This is a genomic window from Thioalkalivibrio sp. ALMg11 (genome assembly GCF_000377905.1).
Classification (GTDB): Bacteria; Pseudomonadota; Gammaproteobacteria; order Ectothiorhodospirales; family Ectothiorhodospiraceae; genus Thioalkalivibrio.
The window spans coordinates 306804-333546 of the sequence record NZ_KB898874.1 but is presented as its reverse complement, the minus strand read 5'-3'; the positions used below and the strand labels follow the sequence as shown (position 1 = coordinate 333546).

The window sequence follows — 26743 nt, the reverse complement described above, 5'->3', positions numbered from 1 at the left end:
CCTGGCAGCCGCTCTCGGGTGACCGCATGACCAGCGACAATCCCATCCGCTTTCGCCTGGTTGGCGCGGTCATCCTGATCGTGCTGGCGGTCATCTTTCTGCCCTGGTTGTTCGACGGGGCGGGTTACGAGTACATGAGCGGGATCGATGACCCGGTGCCCGCGGCGCCCACCTTTGCCGAACCCGATATCGCCCTGCCATCGGAGCGTCCCACGCCGCGCCGGGACAAGGCGCCGCCCGCCCCGGCAGCGGAACGTGACCGGCCGGTTGCCGAGTTGCACAGCCTGGATAATGGCGAGGGCGCGCGGGCGGCCGACGCGGATCCGGAGGATTCGGGGGCCCGCCGGGAGGCAGCCCCGGTGCGCCCGGTGGAACCGGACGAGCCGGTGCAGGCCGGCTGGGCGGTGCAGGTCGGGAGCTTCCGCAGCGAGGACAACGCCCGCGAGCAGGCTGCCCGCCTGCGCGACGCGGGCTGGCCCGCCTTCATCGATGACTCCATCGCCGATGGCCGCCCGATCTACCGGGTGAAGGTCGGACCGCTGGCCCAGCGCGAGGAGGCCGTGAAGCTGGGCGCACGCCTGCAGGACGAGTTGGAGCTGTCCGGCATTGTGGTGGCACACCCCTGATGGCCATGACCGGGGCGCCCTGCGAGGAACCGATGGCTGGGGTAAACTACGCGCCCTTTCAGCACGCGATGCCGACCCCGTGAACTGGATCGACCTCATCATCATCGCCCTGATCGTTGTGTCGGGGCTGATCAGCCTTTTCCGTGGCTTCGTGCGCGAATCCTTTTCGCTTGCCACGTGGATCGTGGGTGTGTGGCTGGGTATCCGCTATGCGGCCGAGGTGGCGGAGCAGATTCCCCAGGCGGTTTCGGATGCCACCCTGCGCCTGGGGATCGGCTTCGCCCTGATCTTCATCGGTGTCCTGATCGTGGGCGGCATCCTCGGCGTGGTGGCCAACCGCCTGGTGAAGGGGACCGGGCTGACCGGTACCGACCGCTCGCTGGGCGTGATCTTCGGACTGCTGCGCGGCGTGCTACTGGTGGCGGTACTGATCTTCCTTGCCTCGCTGACGCTGATGCCGGACGAGTCCTGGTGGGAAAACAGCCGCCTGATCCCGGAATTCGAGCGCCTGGTGGATTGGCTGATTGCCCAATTGCCGGAAGGCTGGCAGGAACAGATCCATGATCTACTGGCGAGCGACGAGCCGGTAGAAGAAGTGATCCCCGACGTCGACGAGCCGGCGACGCCCTAGGGAAACACGGATTAATGTACACGTTCGCGTTGGTGCCCCAGGTTTTCCGAGACAAGGCGCGGCCCGCAGCCGGTAGTGGTTCTACCGGCAAGGGGTGCAACGCAGGATCGGGGAACCTGGGGCACCAACCCGACAAGCTATTGAATGAACGGGCTCGGCCGACCGTTGTTGACGAAAACGGGCGTGCGCACGGCGTTGCGGCTCCCTTGTGCAGAGTGACTGCACGGCAGTCGCCGCGCCTTGTTCGCGCGCAAAATCGACTCGAGCGCGAACGTGTACATTAATCAGCGTTTCCCTAAAAGCAAGCTGTAAACGGCGTTTGCAGCGCAGCGTTTGCAAAACCCTGGAGCCTGAAACCGTATGTGTGGAGTTGTCGGAATCGTCGGGCGCAGCCCGGTGAACCAGCCCCTTTATGACGCCCTGCTGGTATTGCAGCACCGGGGCCAGGATGCCGCGGGCATTGTGACCTGTGACGATGACGGGCGGCTGCATCTGCGCAAGGACAACGGTCTGGTGCGTGACGTGTTTAACAACCAGCATATGCAGAGCCTGACCGGCCATATGGGTATCGGCCACGTGCGCTACCCGACGGCCGGTTCGTCCAGCTCCGCCGAGGCGCAGCCGTTCTACGTGAACTCGCCATTCGGGATTACGCTGGGACACAACGGCAACCTGACCAACGCCCGCGAGCTCAAGCAGGCGCTGTACGCCACTGATCGCCGGCACATCAACACCGACTCGGACTCCGAGATCCTCCTGAACGTGTTTGCCCAGGAGCTGCTGCGCTTCCTCGACAACGGGTTGACCCCGGATTCGGTATTCGATGCCGTGGAGCGCGTGCATCAGCGGGCAGAAGGCGCCTATGCGGTGGTCGCGATGATCGCCGGGGGCGGCCTTCTGGCGTTCCGCGATCCGCACGGCATTCGACCCATTGTTTACGGCTCGCGCGAGGCCGAAGAGGGTGGGCGCGAATGGATGGTGGCTTCCGAGAGTGCCGCGCTGGAGTCCCAGGGCTTTGATCTTGAGCGGGACCTAGCACCGGGGGAGGCGGTATTCATCACGCCGGACGGCGAGGTCAGCACGCGTGTGTGTGCCGAGGGCACCCGCCTGAACCCCTGCATCTTCGAACATGTGTACTTCGCGCGCCCGGACTCGGTGATCGACAACGTGTTCGTGCACCGTGCCCGCATGCGCATGGGGACCGCGCTGGGTGAAAAGATCCGGCGCATCTGGCCGGACCATGACATCGACGTGATCGTGCCGATCCCGGATACGGGCCGCACCGTGGCGCTGGAGATGGCGCACGAGCTGAACATCAAGTACCGCGAGGGGTTCATCAAGAACCGCTACATCGGGCGTACGTTCATCATGCCGGGCCAGACCAAGCGGCGAAAATCCGTGCGCCAGAAGCTCAACGCGATATCGCTGGAGTTCCGCGGCAAGAACGTGATGCTGGTGGACGACTCCATCGTGCGTGGCACGACCTCGCGCGAGATCGTGATGATGGCGCGCGAGGCGGGAGCGAAGAAGGTCTATTTCGCCTCGGCGGCGCCGCCGGTGCGCTTTCCCAACGTGTACGGGATCGACATGCCGGCCGCCGACGAGCTGATTGCCCACGGTCGGGATGAGGCCCAGGTGTGCGAGGCGATTGCCGCCGACCGCCTGATCTACCAGGACCTTGAAGACCTGCAAAAGGCCGTGCGCCGCGGCAACCGGAACATCCAGGAGTTCGATTGCTCGGTCTTCACCGGGGAGTACGTGACCGGACTGCCTCCGGACTACCTGGAGCACCTCGCGGCGCTGCGCGGCGATGGGCTGATGAACACGCCGGTCGCGGGCGAGGTGCTGGATCTGGCCAACAAGAAGTAGACGCGAGGTGCTCTTGCCCAGTCTCCAATGGATCGAACCCGTCGTCCGGGATGCCCGCGAGCGAGCCCCCAATGCGGATGATGTCCCGGTGGTGGTGGTCCGGGTGGACCAGCAGCGGCTGTACGTCTGGGAGGCCGGGCGGGTGACGGATATCTTCGATGTGTCCACCTCGGCGCGCGGGGTGGGCTTCGAAGAGGGCACCTTCAAGACGCCGCTGGGCCTGCATCGGATTGCCGAGCGCTTCGGTGACAGCGCGCCGCGGGGCACGATCTTCCGTGCCCGCGGCAACACCGGCCAGATCGCGGAAATCCTGACCGAACCGGGCGCGCAAAGCCCGCGCGACAACATCACCTCGCGGATCCTCTGGCTGGAAGGGCTGGAGCCGGGCATCAATCGGGGCGGCAATGTGGATTCGCTGCGCCGGTACATCTACATCCACGGGACCGACGAGGAGGGGCGCATTGGCGAACCGGCCTCGGTGGGCTGTGTGCGCATGCGCAACGATGAAGTGATCGAGCTGTTCCCGCGCCTGCCGGTCGGGACGCTGGTGATGATTCTCGATGGCCCGGCCGTGTCGGACCTCAGCCAGCCGCACGGCTGACAACCCAAGTGCCCGCACGGGCGCATCCGTCATCTCCGGTGCCCATCTGCCCGAGCGGGTCTCCGCTCGGGCAGATTATCTCTTCGTTCCTCCCTCCCCAATGCCTCCTGCCAGTGCGAGCCCGTCGCCGACGCGGTCTTGTGCCGGGGAACTCCGCGGCATGGAACGGTTCTGAATACCTACGTTAGCATTCCGTGATCTTTGCTCATTCGCCTGCTAGAATAAGGGAATTATTCCCGACTACCATTGTCAGGTAAGTAAGGAATTATTCCTGACAGGCACTGTCAAGAATTAAGAATGGATGCGAGCCTGCGAACGGATGTCGAGCAGGACACATACTCAAGGTTATTCGGAGGCAACAAGCATGAAACTCTCAACCAAGGGCCGCTATGCAGTGACGGCCATGATGGATCTGGCGATTCACGACCGGATCGGTCCCGTGACGCTTGCCGACATCTCGCAGTGCCAGGGCATTTCGTTGTCCTACCTCGAGCAGCTGTTCGCCAAGCTGCGCAAGGCCGATCTGGTGGAAGGCGTGCGGGGCCCGGGTGGCGGTTATCGCCTGGCCAAGCGGGCGGACCAGATCAGCATCGCCAACATCATTACGGCGGTGGATGAGTCGGTCGACGTGACGCGCTGCAAGGGTCACAAGGACTGCCAGGACGGCGATCGCTGTCTGACCCACGAGCTGTGGGACGACCTGAGCCAGCAGCTCTATGACTTCCTCGACGGGATTACCCTGGCGCAGTTCGCCAACCGTCCGGAGGTGCAGAAGGTCGCGCGGCGTCAGGACGAGCGGCGCGGTGCCCGGCACCACTTCATCTTCCGCAACGACGCGGCATAAGGCGTCACGCGGGACGATTCGCTAACGCGGATCGTGGACAGGAAACGGGGCCGGCCGGGTCAGAAAGACCGGCTGGCCCCGAGTCGTTTGGGGCGCCGGAAACACGGGCGCGCACTATGCGTGGACGGGGTCCGGCTTGGGCGCGGGCGGCTTCCCGCGCGGCACCGCGTGCAGCAGGGTACGCAGGTGGCGCAAATCATCCCGGCGTTGTTCGGGCGTCAACGGTGCGAAACGCTGGCGGTTGTAGGCCTTTGCGAAGGCCATTAAGGATTCACCCAGATCGGGACGCGCCAGTATGACGCGGCGGGACCAGGCATCGACTGTCTCGTGGGGCTGGCGCGCCAGGCCGCGGTCGTGGCGTGCGATGCGGCGCGATAGCCGCTGCAGCATGCGATCGGCGGGTGACCGCCGCTGGCGCGGCCGGCGCAGCCATACCCAGGCCAGGGCGATCAGGGCCAGGCTGCCGAATCCGGCTCCCAGCGCGATCAGTACCGAGCGCCAGTCCTGCGAGTCCAGCCCCAGACGGGCGAACAGCTCGCGCTGGCGCTCGGGGTCGAAGGCCAGCACCCAGCTCTCCCAGCGAAAGCGCACGAAGTCGCCCCAGTCGTCCATGCCGAAGCGAGCCCGCTGCAGCCAGGAGAGCCCCTCCCCGCGGCGGAGAAAGCCGGGCATCTCCTCGCCGGTGTCGCTGGCCAGGCCGGGTAGCCCCTGTTCGATGCGTTCGGGTGCGATGGCGGCGGTGGGGTCGACCCGGGTCCAGCCTTCGCCATCCAGCCAGACCTCGTTCCAGGCGTGGGCATCGGCGTTGCGCAGGCGCAGGTATTCGCCGCGTTCCTGCCACGCACCGCCCTGGTAGCCGGTGACCACGCGGGTCGGAATGTCGGCCGCGCGCATCAGGACTGCAAACGCGGAGGCATAGTGCTCGCAGTAGCCGGCCTGGGTCTCGAACAGGAAGGTGTCGGTGGAGTCGTCTTCCAGTCGTGGCGGCTGGAGGGTGTAGCGGTATGGCTCGGCGCTGAAGCGTTGCAGGGCCTCCTGGATAATGGCGCGATCGTCGTCTCCGTGAGTGGCGCGCCACAAGGCGACCTCGGCCCGTGAACGCGGCGCGGCGGAAGGCGGCAGGTGCAACGCGCGGGTGCGCTCCTGTGGGTCCAGTGTGGGTTCGCCCGCTCCGGGTGGCGTGGTCAGGGCTGCCCCGGCGCTGTACTGGATGCGGCTAGTCACGGGGCGATCGCGCAGGACCTGGTAGTTCGCGCGCAGCTCGGCATCCTCGGGCAGGGCGCTTGGGTAATCCAGCATCGGCAGATAGCGCGCTCGCGTGGGTTCCAGGGTGGCGGTGTAGCGGATGACGTTGTCGGCGTCGCTGGCCGCCGGCTGGATCACCGAGCGGTTTTCGTCAGCGGACCAGCGCCGGCCATCGAAATCCGTCATGACCAGGGCGCGCCAGTACTGCGCCCGCAGGGGCGGCACCTGGCCGTCGAACTCGACCCGCAGCGCGGTCGATTCGTCCTGCAGCAGGTTGGCGATATCGCCGGGATTGAGCTCGCCGGACAACCCGGTGCGCGCGGTCTGTTCGCGTTGCGGATCGCCCCACAGCGGACCCTCGACGCGCGGGAAGACAAAGAACAGGATCAGCATGAAGGGCAGGGCATGCAGCAGCATTGCGCCCGCCTGCCGCGCGAGGCGCGGGCGGGGGATCACGCGTCCGGCGTGCACCTGGATCAGCGCGGCCGTGAGCAGCCAGGTGGCCAGGAGGGAATAGGCCGCGATCAGGATGGATTGGTCAAAGAAATAGGTGGTAACGACAACGAAGTAGCCGAGAAACAGTGCGATCACGATGTCCCGGCGGTTGCGGGTCTCCAGCAGCTTGAAGGCGATCATCACCAGCAGCAGCGCGGTGCCGGCCTCCTGGCCGAATACGGTGCCGAACTGGGCGAAGGTCAGGCCGCCGGCGATCACGGCCAGCACGCTCATCACACCCAGCGAGGGCGCGGGGCGGCCCGTGCCCAGCAGCCACGCCCGCGCGACGATGGCGAGCACGACCAGCGCGGTGATCCACGGCGGCTGATGCCAGACGTGTGGCAGGGCGGCGACCGGCAGGGCGACCAGGGCCAGCTCCAATCCGCGCAGATCCGTGCGGCGTGGAGGTGAGGGGGTCTTGCCCCTCATCGGCCCGCCTCCGGATTCAACTCGACCGGTTTGCTGCGGAATCGCGCAAGGGCCTGCAGGCAGTGATCGCGGTGAATGACGCCCTGGGCCGGCTCCAGGGCCTGGTCGGGCAGGCGCAGGCCGAAGACGCGGCCCTCCGCGTGGGCCGCGAGTACTTGATGGCACAGCATGGACAGGCGGGTCTCGGTATCCGAGGCGGGCATGGCCTTCCATTCCAGCCACAGGCGATCGCCCTGGCCGCTGGCGAATTCGCGTACATGCAGCTTGCCGCTGCGGGCGAAGGCCTTCCAGATGATGCGACCGGGTGGGTCGCCCGTGCGGTAGGGGCGGATCTGGTCGGGCGCATCCCCCTCGCGCCGGTCGTGCGCCCCGGCGGCGTCTTCGCCATCGCCCCCGGCGGTGTGCCCCGGATCGATCGGCGTTGGGTAGACCACGATCTCGGGCGCCAGGGTCAGCCAGCTCCAGGCCTCCAGAATGCCCAGCGGGTAGCGCGTGTCCAGCCGCTGACGTGGCAGGCGGTAGACGCCCCGCGCGAGGACGGGGAGTTCCAGCTGTGCGGTGTGGGTCCCCTGTGCCGGGACCGGAAAGGGAGCGGTGGCGCGCGCCCCGATGCGCAGGATCAGGGCCTCGCGGGCCCGTCCGGCGGTTTCGGCCAGGCGCAGCGGGAGGGTCAGCGGCTGACCGGCAAATACCGGAGGGACGGGGAGGGTGGAGATCTGCAGCCCCAGCAGGTTGCGATGGGTGTACCACATGGCGTTATGGCCAATGCCCACCAGCAGGAAGGTCAGCAGGAATGCCATGTTGTTGGAGTAGTTGATCGACCCCAGGAGCATCACCAGGATGATGCCGAGCAGGGTGTACCCGGCACGCGTGGGCAGGATGTAGATGCGGTCGCGCCCGAGCCGGGCCTGGTCGCCATCGTGCGCGTGACGCCGGGTGATCCAGCGGATCGCGTCGTCGCGCAGGCGGGCCGTTCGGCTGCGTGAGCCGGCGCGGCCGGTCACGGAGTGGGGACGCATTCCATGAGGCGCGCGACCGTGCGTTCGGGGGCCTCCGGCTCGCGTGCCCGCACGCGATGCCCGGCGACCGACGGCAGCACGCGGGCGACGTCGTCTGGGGTGGTGTAATCGCGACCGTCGAGGAAGGCATGGGCCCGCGCCGCGCGCAGCAGCCCCAGTCCGGCACGCGGTGACAGGCCATGGGCGAAGCGCGCACGGTCGCGGCTGGCGCTTAGCAGGCCCTGGAGATAGTCGAGGACCGCGGCGTCGGCGTGGACCTCGGCCACCCGGTCCTGCCACTCGCGCAACTGGTGCGGGGCCACCAGGGTGGGCGGGTTGGGGTGGGTCTCCGCCACCGGTGCGGCCGCGGGGGCTGGACCGCTGCGTTCCAGCAGGGCCCGTTCGGCACCGGCGTCCGGGTAGCCAAGCTGGATGCGCATCAGGAACCGGTCGAGTTGCGATTCCGGCAGCGGGTGAGTGCCGACCTGTTCCTCTGGGTTCTGGGTGGCGATGACGAAAAACGGCACCGGCAATTCGCGGGTGGCGCCCTCCACGCTGGCCTGACGCTCTTCCATCGCTTCCAGCAGGGCACTCTGGGTCTTCGGGGGCGCGCGGTTGATCTCGTCGGCCAGCAAGACCTGGGTAAAGATCGGTCCGGGGTGGAAGCGGAACTGGCCGCTGCCCTGCTCGAAGATGGAGACGCCGAGGACATCGCCAGGCAGCAGGTCACTGGTGAACTGCACGCGCTGGTACTCGAGGTTCATCGCCCGGGCCAGCGCGTGGGCCAGAGTGGTCTTGCCCACCCCGGGCACGTCTTCGATCAGCAGATGCCCGTTGGCCAGCAGGCAGGCCAGCGCCAGACGCACCGGCTCGGGTTTGCCAAGGAGGACATCGTTAAGTGCGCGTTCTACCTGTTGCAGGGCGTCCTTGGCCGATGACATTCGAGCCTCGTTGTTGGTTGCGGCGGATGGGTTGGCAGTCTGCCTTGAGGAGTTCTTCACCGGCGAATGGTTCCAGGTACCAGGATGCGGCTACCATGAAGGCTCGTTCTCCGCGAGTTACGCGATGGATTCCTCGGCCGCCAGTGCGGTACCCCCGTTCGAATATGATGCCACAGTTGATCCCGCGCCCCGGTTGCGCCTGTCGGGGCGGCTGGATGTGCACGCGGTGGAACGGCACTGGGGCTCGCTGCGGCGTCGTGCCCGCGATCTGGGGCAGCAGGCGACTGGCGCGGTGTTGGTTGACCTGCGGGGCGTCGATTACTGCGACGGGGCCGGAGCGGCGTTGCTGCATGCGCTGGAGCAAGACTTCGCGCGCGCCGACGCCGAGGTCCAGTTCGAGGGTATGGGCCGGATGGTCGAGGAGCAGCTTGCCCCTTATCGCGAGCTGGATGCGGTCGAGCCGGCTCGGGCTGCGGACGGGCGCGGTTGGTGGCAGGGGTGGATGGACGGCGTGGACCGGGTGGGGCGTGCGGCGCACTCGCAGTTCAGCTTTGTCGGCGAGTTGACCCAGGCCGTCGGCAGTGCCCTGCGCCACCCGCGTCAGGTGCGTTGGGGCGATACCTTGCGGGTGGCGGAGGCAGCGGGCTTCCAGGCCTTGCCGATCGTCTCGTTGATCGCCTTCCTGCTGGGCGTGATCCTGGCGTTCCAGTCGGCGATCGCGATGCGCCAGTTCGGGGGCGAGATCTTCGTCGCCAACCTTGTGTCGGTGTCGCTGTTCCGCGAACTGGGGCCGTTGATGATGGCGATCCTGCTGGCGGGCCGCTCGGGGGCGGCCTTTGCGGCCGAGATCGGCACGATGAAGGTGAACGAGGAAGTCAACGCCCTGAAGACGATGGGGCTGGATCCGGTGCGCTTTCTCGTGCTGCCGAAGGTGCTCGCGGGGTTGCTGGTTGCGCCTCTACTGGCGCTGTACGCGAACATGATCGGGCTGATCGGAGCCGCGGTGGTGATGCAGGGCTTTGGGATCCCCTGGGTGGCGTTCTTCAATCAGGTGACGTCCGCGCTGACACTGTCCGATCTGTTCTCCGGCCTGGTCAAGGCGGTGGTGTTCGGTCTGGTGGTCGCCACGGTCGGCTGCCTGCGCGGATTGCAGACGGGCAGCGGGGCCGCCTCGGTGGGGCTTTCGACCACCAGCGCGGTGGTCACGTCCATCATCCTCATCGTGGTGCTGGATGGCGTCTTCGCCGTGCTTTTCTACCACCTGGGGGTCTGAGGGATGACCGGTGTGGCCGCGACGAACCCGGATAACGCGCAAGGTGAAGTGGTCATCCGTGTTCGCGGGCTGACCATGGGCTTCGACGACCTCGTCCTGATGCGCAATCTGAACTTCGAGGTGCGCCGGGGCGAGATCTTCGTGATTCTCGGTGGCTCTGGTAGTGGCAAGAGTACGCTGCTCCAGCACATGATCGGGCTTTACCGGCCTCAGGCCGGCCATATCTGGGTCGCCGGTGCGGATATCACCGAGGCGGAGGGCGCGCAGCGCGAGGCGATCCTGCGCCGGGTCGGGGTGATGTACCAGATGGGGGCGCTGTTCGGGTCAATGACGCTGCTGGAGAACGCGCGCCTGCCACTGGAGGTGCACACCGATCTCCCGCGCGAGGCGATGGATGCGGTCGCGCGCGCCCGTCTGCAATTGGTGGGGCTGGGGGCGTTCGCCGATTTCATGCCCTCGGAGATCAGCGGCGGCATGCAGAAACGCGCGGCCATTGCCCGCGCCATGGTGCTGGACCCGGAGGTTCTGTTCCTGGACGAGCCCTCTGCCGGCCTCGACCCGATCACCTCGGCGGACCTGGATCGGCTGATCCAGCGCCTGGCCCGGACCCTGGGCATGACCATCGTGATCGTGAGTCACGAACTGGCCAGTATTTTTGCGATTGCCGACCGGGTGATTATGCTCGACAAGGAAAGTCAGGGGATTGCCGCCGAGGGCGACCCGGCCACCCTGCGTGACACATCAGATCATCCGTGGGTGCAGCGCTTCCTGCGGCGGACGGATTCCGACCAAGAGAGGTCCGCATGAGTGCCCGACATCATTTCCGACTGGGGTTGTTCATCCTCGGCGGGCTAGCGGCCCTGGTGGCGGCGTTGCTGATCCTGACGGCGGGTAATCTGCTGCGCCCGTCCATCCAGATCGAGACCTACATGGATTCCTCGATCCAGGGCCTGGAGATCGGGGCGCCGGTCAAGTTTCGCGGCGTGAACATCGGCGAGGTGACCGACCTGACCTTTACCTCGGTGGTCTACGAATCCGATGTGCGCCCGCGGGATCGCCGGCGCTACGTGATGGTGCGGGCGCGGCTGTACCCGGACCGCTTTGCCGCCAGTGCGCGGGAAGGCGAGTTCGAGACCCGTATTCTCGAAAATCTGGTCGACGCGGGGCTGCGCGTGCGCATGGCGGCACAGGGAATCACCGGCATGAGCTACCTGGAGACGGATTTCTCCGAGCCGGGAACCCATCCGCCACTAGCCCATGACTGGGAGCCACACTCGATCTATGTGCCGTCTGCGCCCAGCACCGCAATGCAGTTCCTCGAATACGCGGAGAACCTGCTCAAGCGCATCGACGAGCTGGATATCGAGGGCGTCGTGGACAACCTGACCAACCTCCTGGTGACCGTGGATACCACGCTTAACGAACTGGATACCGGGCGCCTGGCGGAGCAGGCCGATGAAATGATCGACGAACTCAAGACCACGACCCGCACGGCGACCCGGGTGATGGAGTCGGTCGAGCGTCTGGTCGAGCATCCGGATACCCAGGCCCTGCCCAGCGAGACCCGCGCCGCGCTGCGCGAACTGCGCGAGACCGCCGAGGCGGCCGATGTCGGGCGCCTGGTGGACCGGATGGATGCCATGGTGGAGCGACTGGACCGGGGTATGGACGTCAGCGAGAGCAAGCTGCTGGAGACTCTGGACGAGCTGCAGGCTACGATCACCGGCTTGCGCAGCCTGTCGGACGATGTTCGCCGCAATCCCGGAGGTGCGCTGTTCGGTGCCCCGCCGCCGCGCAGTTCGATGGACGAGGAGTAAACCGATGACCCGATGGACCCTTCCCGCGCTTCTACTGATGGCCTGGACGCTGGGCGGCTGCACGCTGATTCCCGAGCGCGATGCGGTGGACCGCGCGTGGTTCCTGCTGGAACTCCCGGCCGATCCGGCCCCGCGAATGGCCGAGACGAGCGAACCGCTGGCCGTGGAGCTGGGGTCGGTGCGGGTGGCGCCGGCGTATGGCGGGAAGGGGCTGGTCTACCGACTGGGAGATCACCGCTACGAGTCGGACTACTACAACGAATGGTTCCTGGCGCCGGCGGAGCAGGTCGAGCAGCTGCTGCGGGAACGCTGGACGCGCCACGGGGCGGCCATCGAGCTGGTCGACAACGCCTCCGCTGCGCGCGCGCAAGGACGTCCGGCCGTGCAGCTGCACATCCTGGTGACGGCCCTGTACGGCGATCTCGATACCGCGAATCTGGAAGAGCTGGGCGAGGTGGGTCCCGATGACCCGGTGCGCGGGGTCGGTCGTGTAGGCCTGCGCACCCAGCTGCGCTTTGCCGAACACGCCCGCCTGGCACACATGGAGGCGGAGCGCAGCATCGACCGCCGCTCGGCCTCGCGCCTGGTGGCGGCGCTGTCGCAGGCGACCGCGGAGGTGCTGGCCGGGCTGGAAGACGAACTGCTCCGCGAGGCGGAACGGGCGGGCGACGAATGAACGATGTCTTTGACTTTGCCGCGCCGCTTCCGGACGGCGAAGAACAGCCACTGGCGGCCTGGCGCGGGGATGTCCTGCTGATCGTCAACGTGGCCAGCGAGTGCGGGTTCACGCCGCAGTACGAGGGCCTGCAGGCGCTGCAGGAGCGCTATGCCGAGCGTGGGTTCCGGGTGCTGGGGTTTCCATGCAACCAGTTCGGCGGGCAGGAGCCCGGGGATGCCGACCAGATCCGCGCCTGCGGGCTGCGCTTCGGAGTGTCGTTCCCGGTGTTCGCCCGCATCGAGGTGAACGGGGATGCGGCGTATCCCCTGTACCGGCATCTGAAGGACCAGGCGCCCGGGGCGCTCGGCACCCGGGGCATCAAGTGGAACTTCACCAAGTTTCTGGTCGGGCGCGACGGCCGCGTGATCGACCGCTTCGCCCCGCAGAAAAAGCCGGCTGATCTGACCCGTGCGATCGAGGTGGCGCTGGACGAACCACGCCCGAGCGCGGCGAATGGATCCTAGCGGCGCCGGTCCCGCGCCGGATCACGCAGGGGCCGATGACTACTGGATGGAGCGGGCGCTGGAACAGGCCGAACAAGCGGCACAGGTCGGCGAGGTCCCCGTGGGGGCGGTGCTGGTGGCCGCCGATGGCACGTGCCTGGCGGCCAGCCACAACGCGCCGATCGGGCTGCACGACCCGACCGCGCACGCCGAAATCCGGGCGCTTCGGGCCGCCGGTGAGCGCCTGGAGAACTACCGGCTCCCGGGTGCGACGCTCTACGTGACCCTGGAACCCTGCAGCATGTGTGCCGGTGCAATGATCCACGCCCGCGTAGCGCGCGTGGTATTCGGTGCCAGCGACCCCCGCACCGGGGCAGCCGGAGGCGCCCTGGAGCTGTTCGACCACCCTGCGCACAACCACCGGGTCGATGTGACAGGCGGAGTGCTAGGGGACGTGGCCGGAGAACGACTGCGCCGCTTCTTCCGCGAACGGCGGGACAAGTGACGCGTCGCGCGTTTCAGGCGGACGCCAGGCCAGAGGGAAGGCCTTCAGACGGGCCCGGGAACGGGCATGACACAAGGAGAGTGAGATGTTTTGTATGCAATGTGGACAGGAAGTCCACGAGGAAGCGCGTTTCTGTCTCGGGTGCGGTGCGGCGCTAATGCCGCAGGCGTCGGGCGCCGAGGGTGAGGTTGCGACGTCCCTGGCTTCCGCCCAATACGCCGGCTTTTGGTATCGGGCGCTGGCGTTGTTGATCGATTGGGTGCTCGCCAACATCCTGGGGATGCTGGTCGTGCTGCCCCTGAGCTTTATCCTGGGCATGACGATGGTCGGCCATGAACCCGAGGTGATTGCGGGCGCCGGGGCCTTGCTGGGGATCCTGGTCGGGACGGCCGTGTTATGGCTTTACTTCACGGTTTTCGAGTCGTCCGGCTGGCAGGCGACACCGGCCAAGCGGATGCTGGGGTTGCGAGTAACGGATGCTGATGGCCAGCGGATCGGCTTTGGGCGAGCCAACGCTCGCTACTGGTCGAAGATCCTCTCCGCCATGACCCTCTACATCGGCTTCCTGATGGCCGCGTTCACCGAACGCAAGCAAGGGCTGCACGACATGGTGGCATCCACTCTGGTGGTTCGACCGGCACGGCAATGAGGTGCGGATTGCGGACGACCCGGCCGATGCCGGGGTGTTGCCCGAGAAAAATGGAGCCGGTGACAGGAGTCGAACCCGCGACCCTCTGATTACAAATCAGATGCTCTACCAACTGAGCTACACCGGCCTGGTGCCAGGGAAGCGCTCAATAGTGCTTCCCTGAGTTTCGGGCCTGGCGGAAGGCCCGAGAAAAATTGGTGCCGGGAGCGAGAATCGAACTCGCACTCTGTTTCCAGAACCGGATTTTGAATCCGGCGCGTCTACCAGTTCCGCCATCCCGGCTTGTGGGGCGGTAGTGTAGCGCAGGTTCCCTGTGGCACAAACGGGGCAGAGCGATCGGCGGCATCCCGCGCTACATCGAGTGGTGCGTGGTAGGATCGCGCGCCATGCGTGTCGCCGACTTCGATTACGAGCTCCCGCCGGAGCTGATTGCACAGTATCCGCTACCGGACCGGGCGGGTTCGCGCCTGCTGGTCCTGGAGGAAGAGCGCCCGCGGGACGCTCGCTTTGCGGAGATCGAGGATCTTCTGCGGCCGGGTGACCTGCTGGTGCTGAACGATACCCGGGTGATTCCGGCACGCGTGTTCGGGCGCAAGGAGAGCGGGGGGCAGGTGGAGGTCCTGGTCGAGCGAATCGAGTCGCCCGGCCGGGTGCTGGCGATGGTGCGCGCCAGCCGGGCGCCGAAGGTCGGGACCCGGCTACGCCTGGCGGATGCCTTCACTGTGGAAGTGACCGGCCGCGAGGGCCCGTTCTTCCGCCTGGCCCTGGTTGATGCCGACGATGTGCTCGCGTTGTTGCGCGTGCATGGGCACATCCCGCTGCCGCCATATATCGAACGCGCCGACGAGGCGCATGATGCCGATCGCTATCAGACGGTGTTCGCGGCGCGCGAGGGTGCGGTTGCCGCCCCCACGGCGGGCCTGCATTTCGACGATGCCCTGCTGGGGCGCCTGCGCTCGGCGGGGGTGGAGACGGCGACGGTCACTCTGCACGTCGGGGCGGGGACCTTCCAGCCGGTGAAGGTCGAGGATACCGCGGCGCACGAGATGCATGCGGAGTGGCTGGAGGTGTCGCCCGAGGCCTGCGCGGCGGTAGCGGCCTGCAAGGCGCGTGGCGGGCGTGTGGTTGCGGTCGGTACGACCTGCGTGCGCTCGTTGGAGACCGCGGCCGCCGGGGGAGAACTGGCGCCGTTCCAGGGCGAGACGCGGCTGTTCATCCAGCCGGGGGATCAATTTCGGGTGGTGGACCGGATGGTGACCAATTTTCATTTGCCGCAGAGCACGCTGTTGATGCTGGTGGCGGCATTTGCCGGCTATCGCCGGATCCTGGATGCGTATGCCCATGCGGTGGCGCAGCGCTACCGGTTTTTCAGTTACGGCGACGCGATGTGGCTGGCGCCGGGGCAGGGCGATGATCTGCCCCCGAGTGTGACCACCGCCGCGGGAGAGTCCGATGGAGTTTGAGAACCTGGCTGCCGATGGCGCGGCGCGCCGCGGCCGTCTGCACTTCCCGCGCGGGACGGTGGAGACCCCGGCCTTCATGCCGGTGGGAACCTACGGCACGGTCAAGGCGATGACGCCGGAGGAGCTGCGCGAGCTGGGCGCGGAGATCATCCTCGGGAATACCTTTCACCTGATGCTGCGCCCGGGCACCGAGGTGATCCGGGCGCATGGCGACCTGCACGACTTCATGCACTGGGAAGGCCCGATCCTGACCGATTCCGGCGGATTCCAGGTCTTCTCGCTCGCGGAGATGCGCAAGATCACCGAGGAGGGCGTGCGCTTCCAGTCGCCGGTGGACGGCTCGAAGGTACTGATGACGCCGGAGTCCTCGATGCAGGTGCAGCGCGAACTGGGCTCGGACATCGTGATGATCTTCGACGAGTGCACGCCATACCCGGCCACCGTGGATGAGGCGCGCCAGTCGATGGAGCTGTCACTGCGCTGGGCGGCGCGTTCGCGCACGGCACACGGTGACAACCCGGCGGCGTTGTTCGGCATCGTGCAGGGCGGGATGTACCCGGACCTGCGGCGGGAGTCGGCCGAGGGGCTACAGGCGATCGGCTTTGATGGTTACGCGATCGGCGGGCTGTCGGTAGGCGAACCGGAGGACGAGCGCCTGCAGACCCTGAATGCGACCCTGCCGCTGCTGCCGCAGGAGCGTCCGCGTTACCTGATGGGGGTGGGGCGGCCGGAGGACATCGTCGAGGCCGTGCGGCGCGGCGTGGATATGTTCGACTGCGTGATGCCGACCCGCAATGCCCGCAACGGTTTCCTCTATACCCGCGAGGGCGTGCTGCGCATCCGCAATGCGCGCTTCCGTGAAGATGTCGGCCCGATCGATCCGGAATGCGGGTGCTACACCTGTCGCCACTATTCGCGGGCGTATCTGAAGCACCTGGACAAGTGCAACGAGATCCTCGGTTCGCGCCTGGCGACGACCCACAACCTGCATTATTACCAGGACTTGATGCGCGGATTGCGCGAGGCGATCGCGGCCGCTGCCCTGAATGAGTTCGTGGCCGATTTCTACAGTCGACGCGGCATGGCGATCCCGCCTGTGCCATAATCCGCGCGGTATTTTTTTCGCTCGCCGGGTGTGGCCTGACCTCCCCGGTAGCGTCCGAATCTGAACCGAAGACGGAGTGTTTCGATGGACTTTCTGATTTCTGCAGCGCATGCCCAGGAAGGTGGAGCGGCCGGTGGCGGCATGATCGAGTTCCTGATCATGATCGTTATTTTCTTCGCGATCATGTATTTCCTCATCATCCGTCCGCAGAGCAAGCGCGCCAAGGAGCACCGCTCCATGGTCGAGGCCCTGTCCAAGGGTGACGAGATCGTCACCAATGGCGGTGTGGCCGGCAAAATCACCGAAGTCAGCGACGACTTCGTCAAGGTCGACATTGCCGACGGCGTGAACGTGGCCGTACAGAAGCAATCGGTCGCCTCCGTGATGCCCAAGGGCACGCTCAAAGATCTCTAAACGCCCTTCAGGGTCCTCGATATGCGCAATTCCTATCCGGCGTGGTTGTACGCCCTGATCGTCGTGGTCGTTCTGGGCGCGGGGCTGTACGCCCTACCCAACCTGTTCCCGGAAGACCCGTCGGTGCAGATCGGCAATCCGGTGACCGGCGAGATCGACGAGAACATCCGTGACCTGATGGGCACCATCCTGGGTGCCCAGGGTGTGACGCCGAAACAGGTCGATGAGCAAGACGACGGGCAGCTGCTGCTGCGCTTCGAGACCAGCGACGAGCAGTCGCTGGCCGCCGAAATCCTGCGTAACGCGCTGGATGACAACCACACGGTCGCCCTGAATCTGGCCCCGGCCACGCCGAACTGGTTGCGCGCAATCAATGGCCAGCCGATGGCGCTGGGTCTGGACTTGCGCGGCGGGGTGCACTTCCTGATGGAAGTTGATCTGGATGCCGTGATCGGCACGGCGATGGAGCGCTACACCAACGAGTTGCGCGGGCGGATGCGCGACGAACGTCTGACGTTCGGCACGATCGAGCGCAGTTCCAGCGATCTGACGGTGATGTTCGCGAACGAGGAAAACCTCGCGGCGGCCGAGAGTTGGCTGACCCGCGAATATCGCGGCGAGCTGGAATGGGAGATCCGTGGGAGCGGCGAAACCAGCCGCATGGTGGCCACCCTGAGCGATGACCACCTGACCGAGCTGCGCCGCCAGGCCCTGCAGCAGAACATCTCTACCCTGCGTTCGCGCGTGGATGAGCTGGGCGTGGCCGAGCCGATCATTGCCCAGCAGGGCGAGCACCGGATCGTGGTGCAGCTGCCGGGCGTGCAGGACACCGCGCGGGCCAAGGAAGTGCTGGGTGCGACCGCCACGCTGGAGTTTCGCCTGGTCTCCGAGGCCGGCGACCCGATGGAGGCCGACCAAACCGGCCGCGCGCCATCTGGCACACGCCTGTACCACGAGCGTGACGGAACCCCGGTGCTGCTGCAGCGTCAGGTGATGCTCACCGGTGATTATATTACCGACGCCTCTTCCGGGATTGCCCAGGATAGCGGCGGCCCGGCCGTGTTCATCAATCTCGATGGCCAGGGGGCGCGCATCTTCTCGCGCGTGACCTCGGATAACGTGGGTCGCCTGATGGCGTCGGTGTTCATCGAGACGACCACCGAGACGGTGGAGGAAGACGGCGAGCAGGTCATACGCACCTCGCGCAGCGAAGAGGTCATCAACGTTGCGCGCATCAACGAGCCGCTGGGCCGACGCTTCCAGATCTCGGGTCTGGACACCACGCGTGAGGCGCGCAACCTCGCGCTGCTGCTGCGCGCCGGTGCGCTAGCCGCGCCAATGTCGATCGTCGAGGAACGCACGGTGGGTCCGAGTCTGGGCCAGGAGAACATCGATCGCGGCATGCAGTCCGTGGTGATCGGATTCATCCTGGTGATGATCTTCATGGTCCTCTACTACCGCGCCTTTGGACTGATCGCGAACGTGGCGCTGGCACTGAACCTGATCTTCATCGTCTCGGTTTTGTCGATGCTGCAGGCGACCCTGACCCTGCCGGGGATTGCAGGGATCGTGCTGACCGTCGGCATGGCGGTGGATGCGAACGTGCTGATTTTCGAGCGTATACGCGAGGAAATTCGCAATGGACTGTCACCCCAGGCGGCGATTTCGTCGGGCTATGACCGAGCGTTCACGACCATCGCGGACGCCAACGTGACCACGCTGATCGCGGCCCTGGTGCTGTTCCTGTTCGGCACCGGGCCGATCAAGGGCTTTGCCATCACGTTGTCGATCGGGATCATCGCGTCGATGTTCACCGCGATCATCGTGACCCGCGCAATCGTCAATCTGACCTACGGGCGCCAGCGTCGGCTGACGCGCCTGGCCATCTGAGCGCGGAGAAAACCATGCTTCCGCATCTGAATTTCGCTGAATCGAACATCGATTTCCTCGGCAAGCGCAAGATCACGATCGCGATCTCGCTGGTCCTGATCATTATCTCGGTAGCGCTGCTGGCCACCCGCGGGCTGAACTTCGGGATCGACTTCACCGGGGGGACCCTGGTGGAAGTGGGCTACCCCGAAGCGGTGGAGCTGGATACGATCCGCGAGACCCTGTCGGCGGGCGGCTATGCGGGGGCGCAGGTGCAGACCTTCGGCACCTCGCGCGATGTGTTGATTCGCCTGCCGCCAAGCGAAGACGACGACAACCCGGCGATGTTGTCCAACCGGGTGTTGAATGCCCTTCGGGATGGCGGGCCGGCTGATCCGGATCTTCGCCGGGTGGAGTTCGTCGGTCCGGCAGTCGGTGAGGAGCTGCGCGAGCAGGGCGGTCTTGCGATGATCTATGCCCTGGCTGGCATCCTGATCTATGTGGCCGTGCGCTTCGAGTGGCGCTTCTCCATTGGGTCGGTGCTGGCGCTGGTGCACGACGTGCTGATTACGCTGGGGATCTTCTCGCTGCTGCAGATGGAGTTCGATCTGGGGGTGCTTGCAGCCGTGCTGGCGGTGATTGGCTACTCGCTGAATGACACCATCGTGGTGTACGACCGAATACGCGAGAACTTCCGTGTGCTGCGCAAGCAGGGCACGGAACAGGTGATGAACAACGCGGTGAACAAGACCCTGGCGCGGACGATCGTGACCAGCATGACCACCTTGCTGGTGTTGTTCTCGCTGGCCATCCTCGGCGGCGCTGCGCTGCAGAACTTTTCCATCGCGTTGATCATCGGGGTGATCGTCGGGACGTACTCGTCGATCTTCATTGCGGCGACCGCGGCCCTCCTGCTCGGCGTGGACCGTCAGGTTCTGCTGCCGGTGAAGAAGGAAGGGGCGGAAGAGGATCAGACGCCCTGAGTTCCGGTCACGCCTGGTCGAATGAGCCTGCCAGAGGCACATAAGGCCAGGGCCCAAAAAAACGCCCGGTGGCCTTGCGGCCCCGGGCGTTTTTCGTTGCGGACCGGGCTGCAGGTTAGAAGGCGAGGGCTTCCTTGATGATGCGCTCGACCAGTTCGTTCACGTCCCGCAAGCTATTCTTCGAGTCCTTGTCGCCCACCTCGGGGACCGGGGTGTAGCCCATGTAGACCGTTCCCGGTTCGTCGGAGAGTTCGTAGACAGTGATGATGTAGGGGCAGAAGAGCATGTTGTGCGGATCGGCCTCCATGGTCGCTCGCGAGTAGGTGGCACTGCAGAAGTCGACCGACTGCCCGTTGAGGTAGATGCCTTCGCCGCTTTCCTGTCCCGCGGTGCGGTCCAGCATGTTGGCGATGTAGCCGACGTTGTTGATGACCAGGCCCTCGGCGGCGATGGCCTCTTCGACCATCTCGAAGTAGAAGTCGTACTCCCCTTCGGTCTTGAAGATGACGCGTTCGTCGGTCTCCATGAAGGTTTCGTAGGCGCTGGCTGTGCCACCGACGGCGAGACCGAGCCCGAGGCCGATCGCCAGGGCGGAGTGGCGCAGAGTGCGCGAGATACCGGTGAGTGTCTTCATGGTTCCTTCCTCTATTGTGGTTCCAGGTCTGGCAGGATGGGGTTGTAGGCGTGCCGTCGGCGTCGCAGCCGGCGCTGACGCGCGGGCTCTGTATGTATTTGGCGGTCAGTCGAAGAAATGACCGGCAAAGCGTGTTCGGGGCGCCCAGTACGGGTTGTCCAGATGCTCAATACGTACCTGGCCGCGGGCGCTGGGTGCATGCACGAAGCGGCCGTCTCCCACGTAGACCCCGACGTGGTCGATTTGATTCCCGTTGATGGCGAAGAACACCACATCGCCCGGGGTGGGCGAGCCGTCGCGCCGCGTCGCGGCCCGGGCCTGATCGCGCGTAGTGCGCGGGACGGCGCGCCCGACCTCGCGGTAGGCGCGCTGGACGAGGGCCGAGCAGTCCAGCCCGGTGGCATCGGTGCCGCCGTACTGGTACGGGGTGTCGAGGTGACCGAGGGCGGTCAGCACGACTTCGGAGCGTTCGAGGCCAGCCTCGGGCGTGGGGCTCATTGGGCCGTCCGCAAGGCCTTCGGGTATGGCAACGGGCACGGTATCCCCGCCGCGGGGTTCGGGTCCCGCGCTGCAGGCCGCAAGCAGCAGAAGCGCGGGACCGGTCAGGGCCAGGGGAAGCCGGCTGCGCCAGGTGTCAGAAAAGGTCGCGTTCGGCATAGCTGTCGGGGACGGTGAAGAGCTCGGCGCTGAGGTCGTCGGTGGAGATGCCCGCAAGGCGCGTGGTCACGCCGCCCTTTTCGCTGACCTGCAGCGGGATGCCGTCGACGCGAGGCAGCAGGGAGGCGCCCATCTGCGAGGCCATCGGCCCACCGGCCTCCAGGGCGCTCAGGGACAGCTCGTACAGGCGATCCATCAAGGCGCCCAGGGTCGCGAAGTCAGCGCTGCCCAGGCCCAGGGTATCCGGCTCCGTCACGCAGACCGTGCTTTGCACCTGTCCGTCGATCAGCACCTCGTAATCGTCGCAGACGAAGTCCCCGATCGTGCGTTGTTCGCCGGTGGCACGGGTGTCGATTTCGGCATCGAAACCCTCTGCCCCGATGCCCAGCTGGTCCTCGAGCTGCTGGCGCACCTCGGGTGGAAGCTGTTCCATCTGCCGGCGCAGGTCACTGACCATGTCGGTCATGGCGCGCATTTGCTGGTCCATCACCTCGCGGGTCAGCGGGGTGTAGGTCTGCTCGCTGTCATCCACGACCGTGAGCTTGTCGGTCGTGGCATCGAAGAGCATGTAGCCGGAGGTTCCGCTGATGGACTCGTTGAGTTCCATGCGCACGGTCTCGCCCCGCACCAGGATCTGGCTCTCCAGCCCCTCGTCGTCGACGTAGTGCAGCAGGGCATCGGCCTGGGCGGTGGAGCCGATGGCGAGCAGCCCGCCTAGAGCGATGGGCATGAGGGCGCGGCGAATTCGGTCGAGCGGGCCGGGGCGGCGATGATGCATGGGGGCTCCTGCAGGTTGCTGGACGGGTTCGGATCTCGAGGGCGAGCGTGCCAGTTCGTACGTAGCGAAGTTGACGGAGTATCCGGTGTCTGTCTATCGCTGATTGTAGCCCGTCGCTCAGGTTGCGACGGGTTGCAGCAACTGGCGGGCGAGCGCGTCCGGATCCAGCGGTGCCTCCGGAGCGACCTCGATGCGGCCCTCCTCTGGGGCGGGCCATTCCTGCTGCGGCTGTTGCTGTTCCATCACCTCGACGCCGGCATCCGAGGCATCACGGGCCGCGCGGGTGCGTGCCTCGAGTCGTTCGCGCAGCACCTCATCACGGGCGCGGCAGGCAACTACTGCAAAGCCGGCCGCCTGTTCCTGCGCCAGGCGCTGGAATGGGGCGCGCTGGTCGCGGGTGAGGAAGGTGGCGTCGACCACCACGGTCAGGCCGAGCGCCAGCAGGTGTTCGGCGCGCTCGCGCAGATGCGCGTAGATCCGGGCCCGGGCGTCCGCACTGTAGGAGACGGCGTCGGACATGCGCTTGCGTTCGATGTCGGAGCGCAGGCGCACGGCACCCAGGGCTTCGACGATCTGCGTGCTGATCACGGTCTTGCCGCTGCCGGAGACGCCGTGCATCAGGATCAGCCGGGGCGATCCGCGTTCGGTCAGGCGCTCGGCCAGGGCAAGATAGCGCCCCATCTCGGCCTTGTGGGCCGCCTGTTCATCGGAGGGGAGCTGTGCCTCGGTCCCGTGAATGCCCTGGACCTTGGCCCGGATCAGTGCACGGTAGACCTGGTACAGCGGCAGGAGCGCGAGGCCGTCGAAGTCTTCGCGCCCGTCCAGATAGGCATTCAGCAGTCGCCAGGCGTGGGCGCGCGACTGACGGGCCAGAAGATCCATGGTGGTAAAGGCGATCTCGGAGATCACGTCGATCCAGCGCAAGGCGGGGTCAAACTCGATCGCGTCGAAGGCGACCGGCACTTCCTCGCCGTTCTCGTCATCGACATAGACCAGGTTGCCCAGGTGCAGGTCGCCATGGCCATGGCGTACGAACCCTTCGTCATGCCGAGCCTGAAGTACATCATGCAGTCGATGGATTTCCGAGCGAGTCCACTGTTCCAGCCGTTCCAGGCGTGCCCGGTCCGATGCGCCACGCACGGTCTCGTCGAGGGCCGGGAAGTTGTCCAGCATCGGCTGGGTGGCGGCCTCTGCGGTGCCGTATTCGGACTGCGCATCGGTGCGTTCGGTGCGTTCATGAAAGGCGGCGATGTAGTGGCCCAGTGTATCCATGGCGGCGGCGGGTAGTTGGCCCTTGTCCAGCAGATGGTCCAGTTGGCGGGCGCGGTCGAACCGGCGCATGTGCACGGCGTAGTCGAGGATGGGGCCTTCGCCGTTGATGACGGGGTGGGCATCGTCGCCATTGAGGGTGGCGAGCTCCAGATAGATCTGGGGCGCCAGACGGCGATTGACCTCCAGCTCGGTCTCGCAGTAGTGGCGGCGAGCCTCCAAGGTGGAGAAGTCGAGGAAACCGAGGTTCAGTGGCTTCTTGAACTTGTAGGCATCCTCGCCCGCGAGGATCACGGTGGAGATATGGGTTTCGATGGTGCGCACGGAGTTCGCATCCGGCACCGGGGCGGGAAATCCACCGCTCTCGACCAGTTGGCGCAGGCGGTTATGGTGCTGTTCCAGTTCGCTCATCGGGGCTCCGCAGTAGGACGTGGGGTGTTGGGCATCCGGATCCGCATCTTTTTCCCGGAATCGCTGGCTATGCACCCGTTTTCGCTTACCCATCAGGTTACCATTGCTGCCGTTTCGGTCACGTCGCCCATCACACGCCATGCCGCGAAAAGCCACTTCACGTCCCCGCAAGCGAAGCGCGCCCCGAAGGGGCCGGCTCCGGCGCCTGTTCGGTGCGGGCAGTTGGACCCTGGCGGGGCTGCTGCTCGCCGGGCTTACGGTGGGTGGCATCTATGTCCATCAACTGGACCGCGAGATCCGTGAACGGTTCGAGGGTCAGCGCTGGGCGTTGCCGGCGCGGGTGTATGCGCGGCCCCTGGAGCTCTATGCGGGTCGGCCGTTGACCGCGGATGCGCTGGAGACCGAGCTGCGCACTTTGAACTATCGCGAGACGCCGGATGGCGCCGGGCCGGGCGAGTTCCGCATCGAAGGCAGTAGCGCGCGAGTGACCACCCGGCCGTTCACCTTTGGTGACGGTCCGGAGCCGGCGCATTCGGTGCGGGTACGTCTGTCCGATGGCCGCGTGGAGTCGGTCGCCGAGCAGTCGAGTGGGCGCAATGTTGACCTGATGCGGGTGGAGCCGCTGCTGATTGGCAGCATCTACCCGACCCATGGCGAGGACCGCATCCTGGTCGATATCGACGAGGTGCCGCGCGAGCTGATCGGGGCCTTGCTGGCGATCGAGGACCGCCGCTTCATGTCCCACCGCGGGGTCGACCCGGTCGGCATCGGGCGGGCCGCGGTCGCGAACCTGCGGGCCGGACGCACGGTGCAGGGCGGCAGTACCCTGACCCAGCAGCTGGTGAAGAACTTCTACCTGACCCGTGACCAGACGCTGACCCGCAAGCTGAACGAAGCGGTGATGGCCCTGCTGCTTGAGCACCGGTATGACAAGCGGGAGATCCTCGAGGCCTACCTGAACGAGGTGTTTCTGGGGCAGACCGGTGAGCGGGCGATTCACGGCTTCGGTCAGGCTGCGCAGTTCTACTATCAGCGCCCGTTGAACGAGTTGCGGCTGGACCAGTTGGCGCTGCTCGTGGGGCTGGCGCGCGGGGCCAGTTACTATGATCCCCGACGCTATCCGCAACGTGCCACGCAGCGCCGGGACCGGGTGCTGGAGGCGATGGCCGAGACCGGACTGGCCGAACGCGACCGGGTGGACCGGGCGCTGGCGACGGCACTGGATGTCTCCCCGGTGATGCCGGAAGGACGCAGCCGCTTCCCGGCATTCCTGGATCTGGTTCGCCGGGAGCTGCGCGCCGATTACGCGGACGAGGACCTGCGCAGCGAGGGCCTGCGGATCTTCACCACCATGGATCCGGTCGTCCAGATGCGTCTCGAGGAACGGCTGGTACGTGGCGTGGACGACCTGGTCCGGCGTCGTGGGGGTGGGAGCGACCTGGACGATCTGCAGGCCGCGGCCGTCGTGACCGACCCGCAGGCCGGCGAGGTGCTGGCGGTGGTCGGGGATCGCAACCCGCGTTATCCCGGCTATAACCGCGCGGTGGAGGCCCAGCGTCAGGTCGGCTCGGTGATCAAGCCGTTCGTGTACCTCGCGGCCCTGACCAACCCGAACCGATACACCCTGGCGACGCTCCTCGACGACAGCCCGCTGACCCTGCAGCTGCCGCATGGAGAGCCCTGGACACCGCGCAACTTCGACCGCGAACACCGGGGGCCGGTGACCGCGTGGGAGGCCCTGGTGCAGTCCTACAACATTGCTACCGTGCGCCTGGCCGAGGATATCGGGATTTCGCAGGTGATCAGCCTGATGCAGACGCTGGGGCTGCAGCGCACGCCGGCCCCGCTACCGTCGCTGGCCCTGGGGGCCATCGAGCTCTCGCCGCTGGAGGTGGCCGGGCTCTATCAGGCACTGGCGAATGGTGGCTACGCCACCGGAACCCGGGTCATCCGGGATGTGCTGGATCAGGACGACGAGATGCTCTCGCACTACGGGCTGTCCCTGCAGGGGGCGGTGTCGGACGGTGCGGTTCGCGTGTTGAGCCACGCGCTGCATGACGTGACGCGCGAAGGTACTGGGAGCCGCATCAATGCCCGCCTGAACGGTCAGGTCGTGGCCGGCAAGACCGGTACCACCAACAACTTCCGCGACAGTTGGTTCGCCGGTTTCGATGATCGCCACGTGGCGGTCGTCTGGCTGGGGATGGACGACAACCGTCCCACCGGTCTGACCGGTGGGGTGTCCGCGGCGCCGGTGTGGGCGGAGATCATGGCGGGCATCGGGGTGCAATCCCTGCGTCTGGAGGGCCACCCCGGTGTCGACTATCAGGGGATCGATCTCGCCTCCGGGTTGCGTGTGGAAAGTGATGATCACGCCTGCGAGGCGGTGAAGACGCTGCCGTTCTGGCAGAATTCGAGCCCCGAGACACGCGCCGAGTGTGATCTGCGCAGTGAGTCCAGCCCGCAGGGCTGGTTCGAGAGGCTATTCCGGTGAAGATGTTCAGTACCGCACGATCCCCGTTTCGCGTCGCGATGCCCGCCGGTCCGGCATGGCGTCCGGGGCAGTGGCTGGGTGCTGTCGCCCTGGCCCTGCTGCTCGCAGCCTGTGCGACGCCAGCGCCGCGGGATGCCAGCGCCCCGGTGCCCGACGACGGGGATGTAACCGGGGAGGATGCGCCGCCCAGCGAAGATCGGGCCGAACCCCGCGAACCGGAACGCGCGCCGACACCCGCCGCGGCCCTGAACCTGGCGCAGCAGGCCGAGTCCGCGCGCCAGGCTGGAGATACGGCTCGGGCGGAACAGCGCCTGGAGCGTGCCTTGCGGATCGCGCCGCGGGATGCCGGGCTGTGGCACCAGATGGCCGCGCTGCGCATGGAACAACGGCAGTACCAGCAGGCCGAGCGCCTGGCCAGTCGCTCATTGCAGATAGTGGGCGCCCATGACCGCGAACTGGCCCTGGAGAACTGGCGACTGATCCTGAAGGCCCGCGAGGCGCAGGGCGATACGGCCGGGGCCGACGAGGCCCGCGAGGCGATCCGCCGTCTGGAAGCCGACATTGTCTGAGTCGCCGAACGCT

General features: G+C 66.4%; 26 protein-coding genes and 2 tRNA genes. 19 read left to right on the top strand and 9 right to left on the bottom strand.

Annotated elements, in window-relative coordinates; translation table 11 throughout:
• Window positions 1-26 precede the first annotated feature (26 nt).
• The 5 genes from D578_RS0109095 to iscR all read left to right on the top strand — a co-directional run bounded on the left by D578_RS0109095 (window position 27) and on the right by iscR (window position 4571).
• On the top strand, window positions 27-626 hold the full coding sequence (locus D578_RS0109095) for an SPOR domain-containing protein (protein WP_018949653.1): 600 nt from the start codon (window positions 27-29) through the stop codon (window positions 624-626).
• A gap of 79 nt (window positions 627-705) precedes the next feature.
• The gene (locus D578_RS0109090) at window positions 706-1257 is read left to right on the top strand and encodes a CvpA family protein (RefSeq protein ID WP_018949652.1); all 552 of its coding nucleotides are present in this window, start codon (window positions 706-708) and stop codon (window positions 1255-1257) included.
• Between the two features lie 360 nt (window positions 1258-1617).
• Entirely contained in the window at window positions 1618-3126 is a 1509-nt protein-coding gene (gene purF / locus D578_RS0109085) for an amidophosphoribosyltransferase (RefSeq protein WP_018949651.1), read from the top strand.
• Window positions 3127-3139: 13 nt separating this feature from the next.
• Window positions 3140-3727 carry a L,D-transpeptidase gene (locus D578_RS0109080; protein ID WP_018949650.1) on the top strand — a complete coding sequence of 196 codons (588 nt, stop codon included), beginning with the start codon at window positions 3140-3142 and terminating at the stop codon, window positions 3725-3727.
• A 364-nt stretch (window positions 3728-4091) separates the two neighbouring features.
• Window positions 4092-4571, top strand: a complete 480-nt coding sequence (gene iscR, locus D578_RS0109075) for a Fe-S cluster assembly transcriptional regulator IscR (RefSeq protein WP_018145846.1) — start codon at window positions 4092-4094, stop codon at window positions 4569-4571.
• A gap of 114 nt (window positions 4572-4685) precedes the next feature.
• On the opposite strand, the gene D578_RS0109070 is transcribed toward iscR, so the two are convergent.
• Genes D578_RS0109070 through D578_RS0109060 form a run of 3 tightly spaced genes read right to left on the bottom strand, consistent with a single transcriptional unit; the run spans window position 4686 to window position 8679 of the window.
• Entirely contained in the window at window positions 4686-6740 is a 2055-nt protein-coding gene (locus tag D578_RS0109070) for a DUF3488 and transglutaminase-like domain-containing protein (RefSeq protein ID WP_051076334.1), read from the bottom strand.
• Window positions 6737-7759: a DUF58 domain-containing protein gene (locus tag D578_RS0109065; protein ID WP_018949648.1), complete on the bottom strand. Its 1023-nt coding sequence runs from the start codon at window positions 7757-7759 to the stop codon at window positions 6737-6739. The genes D578_RS0109070 and D578_RS0109065 overlap by 4 nt, the downstream gene beginning before the upstream one ends.
• A complete protein-coding gene (locus D578_RS0109060; RefSeq protein WP_018949647.1) occupies window positions 7741-8679 on the bottom strand; it encodes a MoxR family ATPase in 939 nt (312 codons plus the stop codon). Before D578_RS0109060 ends, D578_RS0109065 begins: the two co-directional genes overlap by 19 nt.
• A gap of 124 nt (window positions 8680-8803) precedes the next feature.
• Here D578_RS0109060 and D578_RS0109055 point away from each other — a divergent pair, with 124 nt between their 5' ends.
• From D578_RS0109055 to D578_RS0109025, 7 genes are all read left to right on the top strand, one after another.
• Window positions 8804-9952, top strand: a complete 1149-nt coding sequence (locus D578_RS0109055; RefSeq protein WP_018949646.1) for an MlaE family lipid ABC transporter permease subunit — start codon at window positions 8804-8806, stop codon at window positions 9950-9952.
• Between the two features lie 3 nt (window positions 9953-9955).
• Window positions 9956-10759 (top strand): ATP-binding cassette domain-containing protein, encoded by an 804-nt coding sequence (locus tag D578_RS0109050; RefSeq protein ID WP_018949645.1) that lies wholly within the window; start codon window positions 9956-9958, stop codon window positions 10757-10759.
• Window positions 10756-11769 carry an MlaD family protein gene (locus D578_RS0109045; protein WP_018949644.1) on the top strand — a complete coding sequence of 338 codons (1014 nt, stop codon included), beginning with the start codon at window positions 10756-10758 and terminating at the stop codon, window positions 11767-11769. The genes D578_RS0109050 and D578_RS0109045 overlap by 4 nt, the downstream gene beginning before the upstream one ends.
• A gap of 4 nt (window positions 11770-11773) precedes the next feature.
• The gene (locus D578_RS0109040; protein WP_018949643.1) at window positions 11774-12445 is read left to right on the top strand and encodes a membrane integrity-associated transporter subunit PqiC; all 672 of its coding nucleotides are present in this window, start codon (window positions 11774-11776) and stop codon (window positions 12443-12445) included.
• The gene (locus D578_RS0109035; protein ID WP_018949642.1) at window positions 12442-12951 is read left to right on the top strand and encodes a glutathione peroxidase; all 510 of its coding nucleotides are present in this window, start codon (window positions 12442-12444) and stop codon (window positions 12949-12951) included. Before D578_RS0109040 ends, D578_RS0109035 begins: the two co-directional genes overlap by 4 nt.
• On the top strand, window positions 12941-13435 hold the full coding sequence (tadA, locus tag D578_RS0109030; RefSeq protein ID WP_018949641.1) for a tRNA adenosine(34) deaminase TadA: 495 nt from the start codon (window positions 12941-12943) through the stop codon (window positions 13433-13435). The genes D578_RS0109035 and tadA overlap by 11 nt, the downstream gene beginning before the upstream one ends.
• 85 nt (window positions 13436-13520) lie before the next feature.
• A complete protein-coding gene (locus D578_RS0109025) occupies window positions 13521-14084 on the top strand; it encodes an RDD family protein (protein WP_018949640.1) in 564 nt (187 codons plus the stop codon).
• A 51-nt stretch (window positions 14085-14135) separates the two neighbouring features.
• Here the strand turns inward: D578_RS0109025 and D578_RS0109020 are convergent.
• Window positions 14136-14211 (bottom strand) — tRNA-Thr (locus tag D578_RS0109020).
• 68 nt (window positions 14212-14279) lie between these two features.
• Window positions 14280-14366: transfer RNA gene (locus D578_RS0109015), tRNA-Leu, on the bottom strand.
• 104 nt (window positions 14367-14470) lie between these two features.
• On the opposite strand from D578_RS0109015, the gene queA reads away from it, so the two are divergent.
• The 5 genes from queA to secF all read left to right on the top strand — a co-directional run bounded on the left by queA (window position 14471) and on the right by secF (window position 19918).
• On the top strand, window positions 14471-15547 hold the full coding sequence (gene queA / locus D578_RS0109010) for a tRNA preQ1(34) S-adenosylmethionine ribosyltransferase-isomerase QueA (RefSeq protein WP_018949639.1): 1077 nt from the start codon (window positions 14471-14473) through the stop codon (window positions 15545-15547).
• Window positions 15537-16652 carry a tRNA guanosine(34) transglycosylase Tgt gene (gene tgt / locus D578_RS0109005; RefSeq protein ID WP_018949638.1) on the top strand — a complete coding sequence of 372 codons (1116 nt, stop codon included), beginning with the start codon at window positions 15537-15539 and terminating at the stop codon, window positions 16650-16652. Before queA ends, tgt begins: the two co-directional genes overlap by 11 nt.
• Before the next feature lie 84 nt (window positions 16653-16736).
• Window positions 16737-17066: a preprotein translocase subunit YajC gene (gene yajC, locus D578_RS0109000; RefSeq protein WP_018949637.1), complete on the top strand. Its 330-nt coding sequence runs from the start codon at window positions 16737-16739 to the stop codon at window positions 17064-17066.
• Window positions 17067-17087: 21 nt separating this feature from the next.
• The gene (gene secD / locus D578_RS0108995) at window positions 17088-18956 is read left to right on the top strand and encodes a protein translocase subunit SecD (RefSeq protein ID WP_018949636.1); all 1869 of its coding nucleotides are present in this window, start codon (window positions 17088-17090) and stop codon (window positions 18954-18956) included.
• 14 nt (window positions 18957-18970) lie between these two features.
• On the top strand, window positions 18971-19918 hold the full coding sequence (gene secF / locus D578_RS0108990) for a protein translocase subunit SecF (protein ID WP_018949635.1): 948 nt from the start codon (window positions 18971-18973) through the stop codon (window positions 19916-19918).
• Window positions 19919-20033: 115 nt separating this feature from the next.
• On the opposite strand, the gene D578_RS0108985 is transcribed toward secF, so the two are convergent.
• From D578_RS0108985 to D578_RS0108970, 4 genes are all read right to left on the bottom strand, one after another.
• Complete coding sequence (locus tag D578_RS0108985) at window positions 20034-20552, bottom strand: DUF302 domain-containing protein (RefSeq protein ID WP_018949634.1); 519 nt, start codon at window positions 20550-20552, stop codon at window positions 20034-20036.
• A gap of 105 nt (window positions 20553-20657) precedes the next feature.
• On the bottom strand, window positions 20658-21209 hold the full coding sequence (locus D578_RS0108980; RefSeq protein WP_231364108.1) for a C40 family peptidase: 552 nt from the start codon (window positions 21207-21209) through the stop codon (window positions 20658-20660).
• The gene (locus D578_RS0108975; protein WP_018949632.1) at window positions 21187-21987 is read right to left on the bottom strand and encodes a hypothetical protein; all 801 of its coding nucleotides are present in this window, start codon (window positions 21985-21987) and stop codon (window positions 21187-21189) included. Before D578_RS0108975 ends, D578_RS0108980 begins: the two co-directional genes overlap by 23 nt.
• A 117-nt stretch (window positions 21988-22104) precedes the next feature.
• Window positions 22105-23667 carry an AAA family ATPase gene (locus tag D578_RS0108970; RefSeq protein WP_018949631.1) on the bottom strand — a complete coding sequence of 521 codons (1563 nt, stop codon included), beginning with the start codon at window positions 23665-23667 and terminating at the stop codon, window positions 22105-22107.
• Between the two features lie 139 nt (window positions 23668-23806).
• Here D578_RS0108970 and mrcB point away from each other — a divergent pair, with 139 nt between their 5' ends.
• Window positions 23807-26161 (top strand): penicillin-binding protein 1B, encoded by a 2355-nt coding sequence (mrcB, locus tag D578_RS0108965; RefSeq protein WP_155996775.1) that lies wholly within the window; start codon window positions 23807-23809, stop codon window positions 26159-26161.
• Complete coding sequence (locus D578_RS0108960; RefSeq protein ID WP_018949629.1) at window positions 26158-26730, top strand: tetratricopeptide repeat protein; 573 nt, start codon at window positions 26158-26160, stop codon at window positions 26728-26730. Before mrcB ends, D578_RS0108960 begins: the two co-directional genes overlap by 4 nt.
• Window positions 26731-26743: the final 13 nt, after the last annotated feature.

What these genes read in the sequence shown, in the direction of transcription:
- D578_RS0109095 (WP_018949653.1), top strand. Translation starts at nt 27, where the DNA reads ATGACCAGCGACAATCCCATCCGCTTTCGCCTGGTTGGCGCGGTCATC.
- purF (WP_018949651.1), top strand. Translation starts at nt 1,618, where the DNA reads ATGTGTGGAGTTGTCGGAATCGTCGGGCGCAGCCCGGTGAACCAGCCC.
- iscR (WP_018145846.1), top strand. Translation starts at nt 4,092, where the DNA reads ATGAAACTCTCAACCAAGGGCCGCTATGCAGTGACGGCCATGATGGAT.
- D578_RS0109070 (WP_051076334.1), bottom strand. Translation starts at nt 6,740, where the DNA reads ATGAGGGGCAAGACCCCCTCACCTCCACGCCGCACGGATCTGCGCGGA.
- D578_RS0109065 (WP_018949648.1), bottom strand. Translation starts at nt 7,759, where the DNA reads ATGCGTCCCCACTCCGTGACCGGCCGCGCCGGCTCACGCAGCCGAACG.
- D578_RS0109060 (WP_018949647.1), bottom strand. Translation starts at nt 8,679, where the DNA reads ATGTCATCGGCCAAGGACGCCCTGCAACAGGTAGAACGCGCACTTAAC.
- D578_RS0109055 (WP_018949646.1), top strand. Translation starts at nt 8,804, where the DNA reads ATGGATTCCTCGGCCGCCAGTGCGGTACCCCCGTTCGAATATGATGCC.
- D578_RS0109050 (WP_018949645.1), top strand. Translation starts at nt 9,956, where the DNA reads ATGACCGGTGTGGCCGCGACGAACCCGGATAACGCGCAAGGTGAAGTG.
- D578_RS0109045 (WP_018949644.1), top strand. Translation starts at nt 10,756, where the DNA reads ATGAGTGCCCGACATCATTTCCGACTGGGGTTGTTCATCCTCGGCGGG.
- D578_RS0109040 (WP_018949643.1), top strand. Translation starts at nt 11,774, where the DNA reads ATGACCCGATGGACCCTTCCCGCGCTTCTACTGATGGCCTGGACGCTG.
- D578_RS0109035 (WP_018949642.1), top strand. Translation starts at nt 12,442, where the DNA reads ATGAACGATGTCTTTGACTTTGCCGCGCCGCTTCCGGACGGCGAAGAA.
- tadA (WP_018949641.1), top strand. Translation starts at nt 12,941, where the DNA reads ATGGATCCTAGCGGCGCCGGTCCCGCGCCGGATCACGCAGGGGCCGAT.
- D578_RS0109025 (WP_018949640.1), top strand. Translation starts at nt 13,521, where the DNA reads ATGTTTTGTATGCAATGTGGACAGGAAGTCCACGAGGAAGCGCGTTTC.
- queA (WP_018949639.1), top strand. Translation starts at nt 14,471, where the DNA reads ATGCGTGTCGCCGACTTCGATTACGAGCTCCCGCCGGAGCTGATTGCA.
- tgt (WP_018949638.1), top strand. Translation starts at nt 15,537, where the DNA reads ATGGAGTTTGAGAACCTGGCTGCCGATGGCGCGGCGCGCCGCGGCCGT.
- yajC (WP_018949637.1), top strand. Translation starts at nt 16,737, where the DNA reads ATGGACTTTCTGATTTCTGCAGCGCATGCCCAGGAAGGTGGAGCGGCC.
- secD (WP_018949636.1), top strand. Translation starts at nt 17,088, where the DNA reads ATGCGCAATTCCTATCCGGCGTGGTTGTACGCCCTGATCGTCGTGGTC.
- secF (WP_018949635.1), top strand. Translation starts at nt 18,971, where the DNA reads ATGCTTCCGCATCTGAATTTCGCTGAATCGAACATCGATTTCCTCGGC.
- D578_RS0108985 (WP_018949634.1), bottom strand. Translation starts at nt 20,552, where the DNA reads ATGAAGACACTCACCGGTATCTCGCGCACTCTGCGCCACTCCGCCCTG.
- D578_RS0108980 (WP_231364108.1), bottom strand. Translation starts at nt 21,209, where the DNA reads ATGCCGAACGCGACCTTTTCTGACACCTGGCGCAGCCGGCTTCCCCTG.
- D578_RS0108975 (WP_018949632.1), bottom strand. Translation starts at nt 21,987, where the DNA reads ATGCATCATCGCCGCCCCGGCCCGCTCGACCGAATTCGCCGCGCCCTC.
- D578_RS0108970 (WP_018949631.1), bottom strand. Translation starts at nt 23,667, where the DNA reads ATGAGCGAACTGGAACAGCACCATAACCGCCTGCGCCAACTGGTCGAG.
- mrcB (WP_155996775.1), top strand. Translation starts at nt 23,807, where the DNA reads ATGCCGCGAAAAGCCACTTCACGTCCCCGCAAGCGAAGCGCGCCCCGA.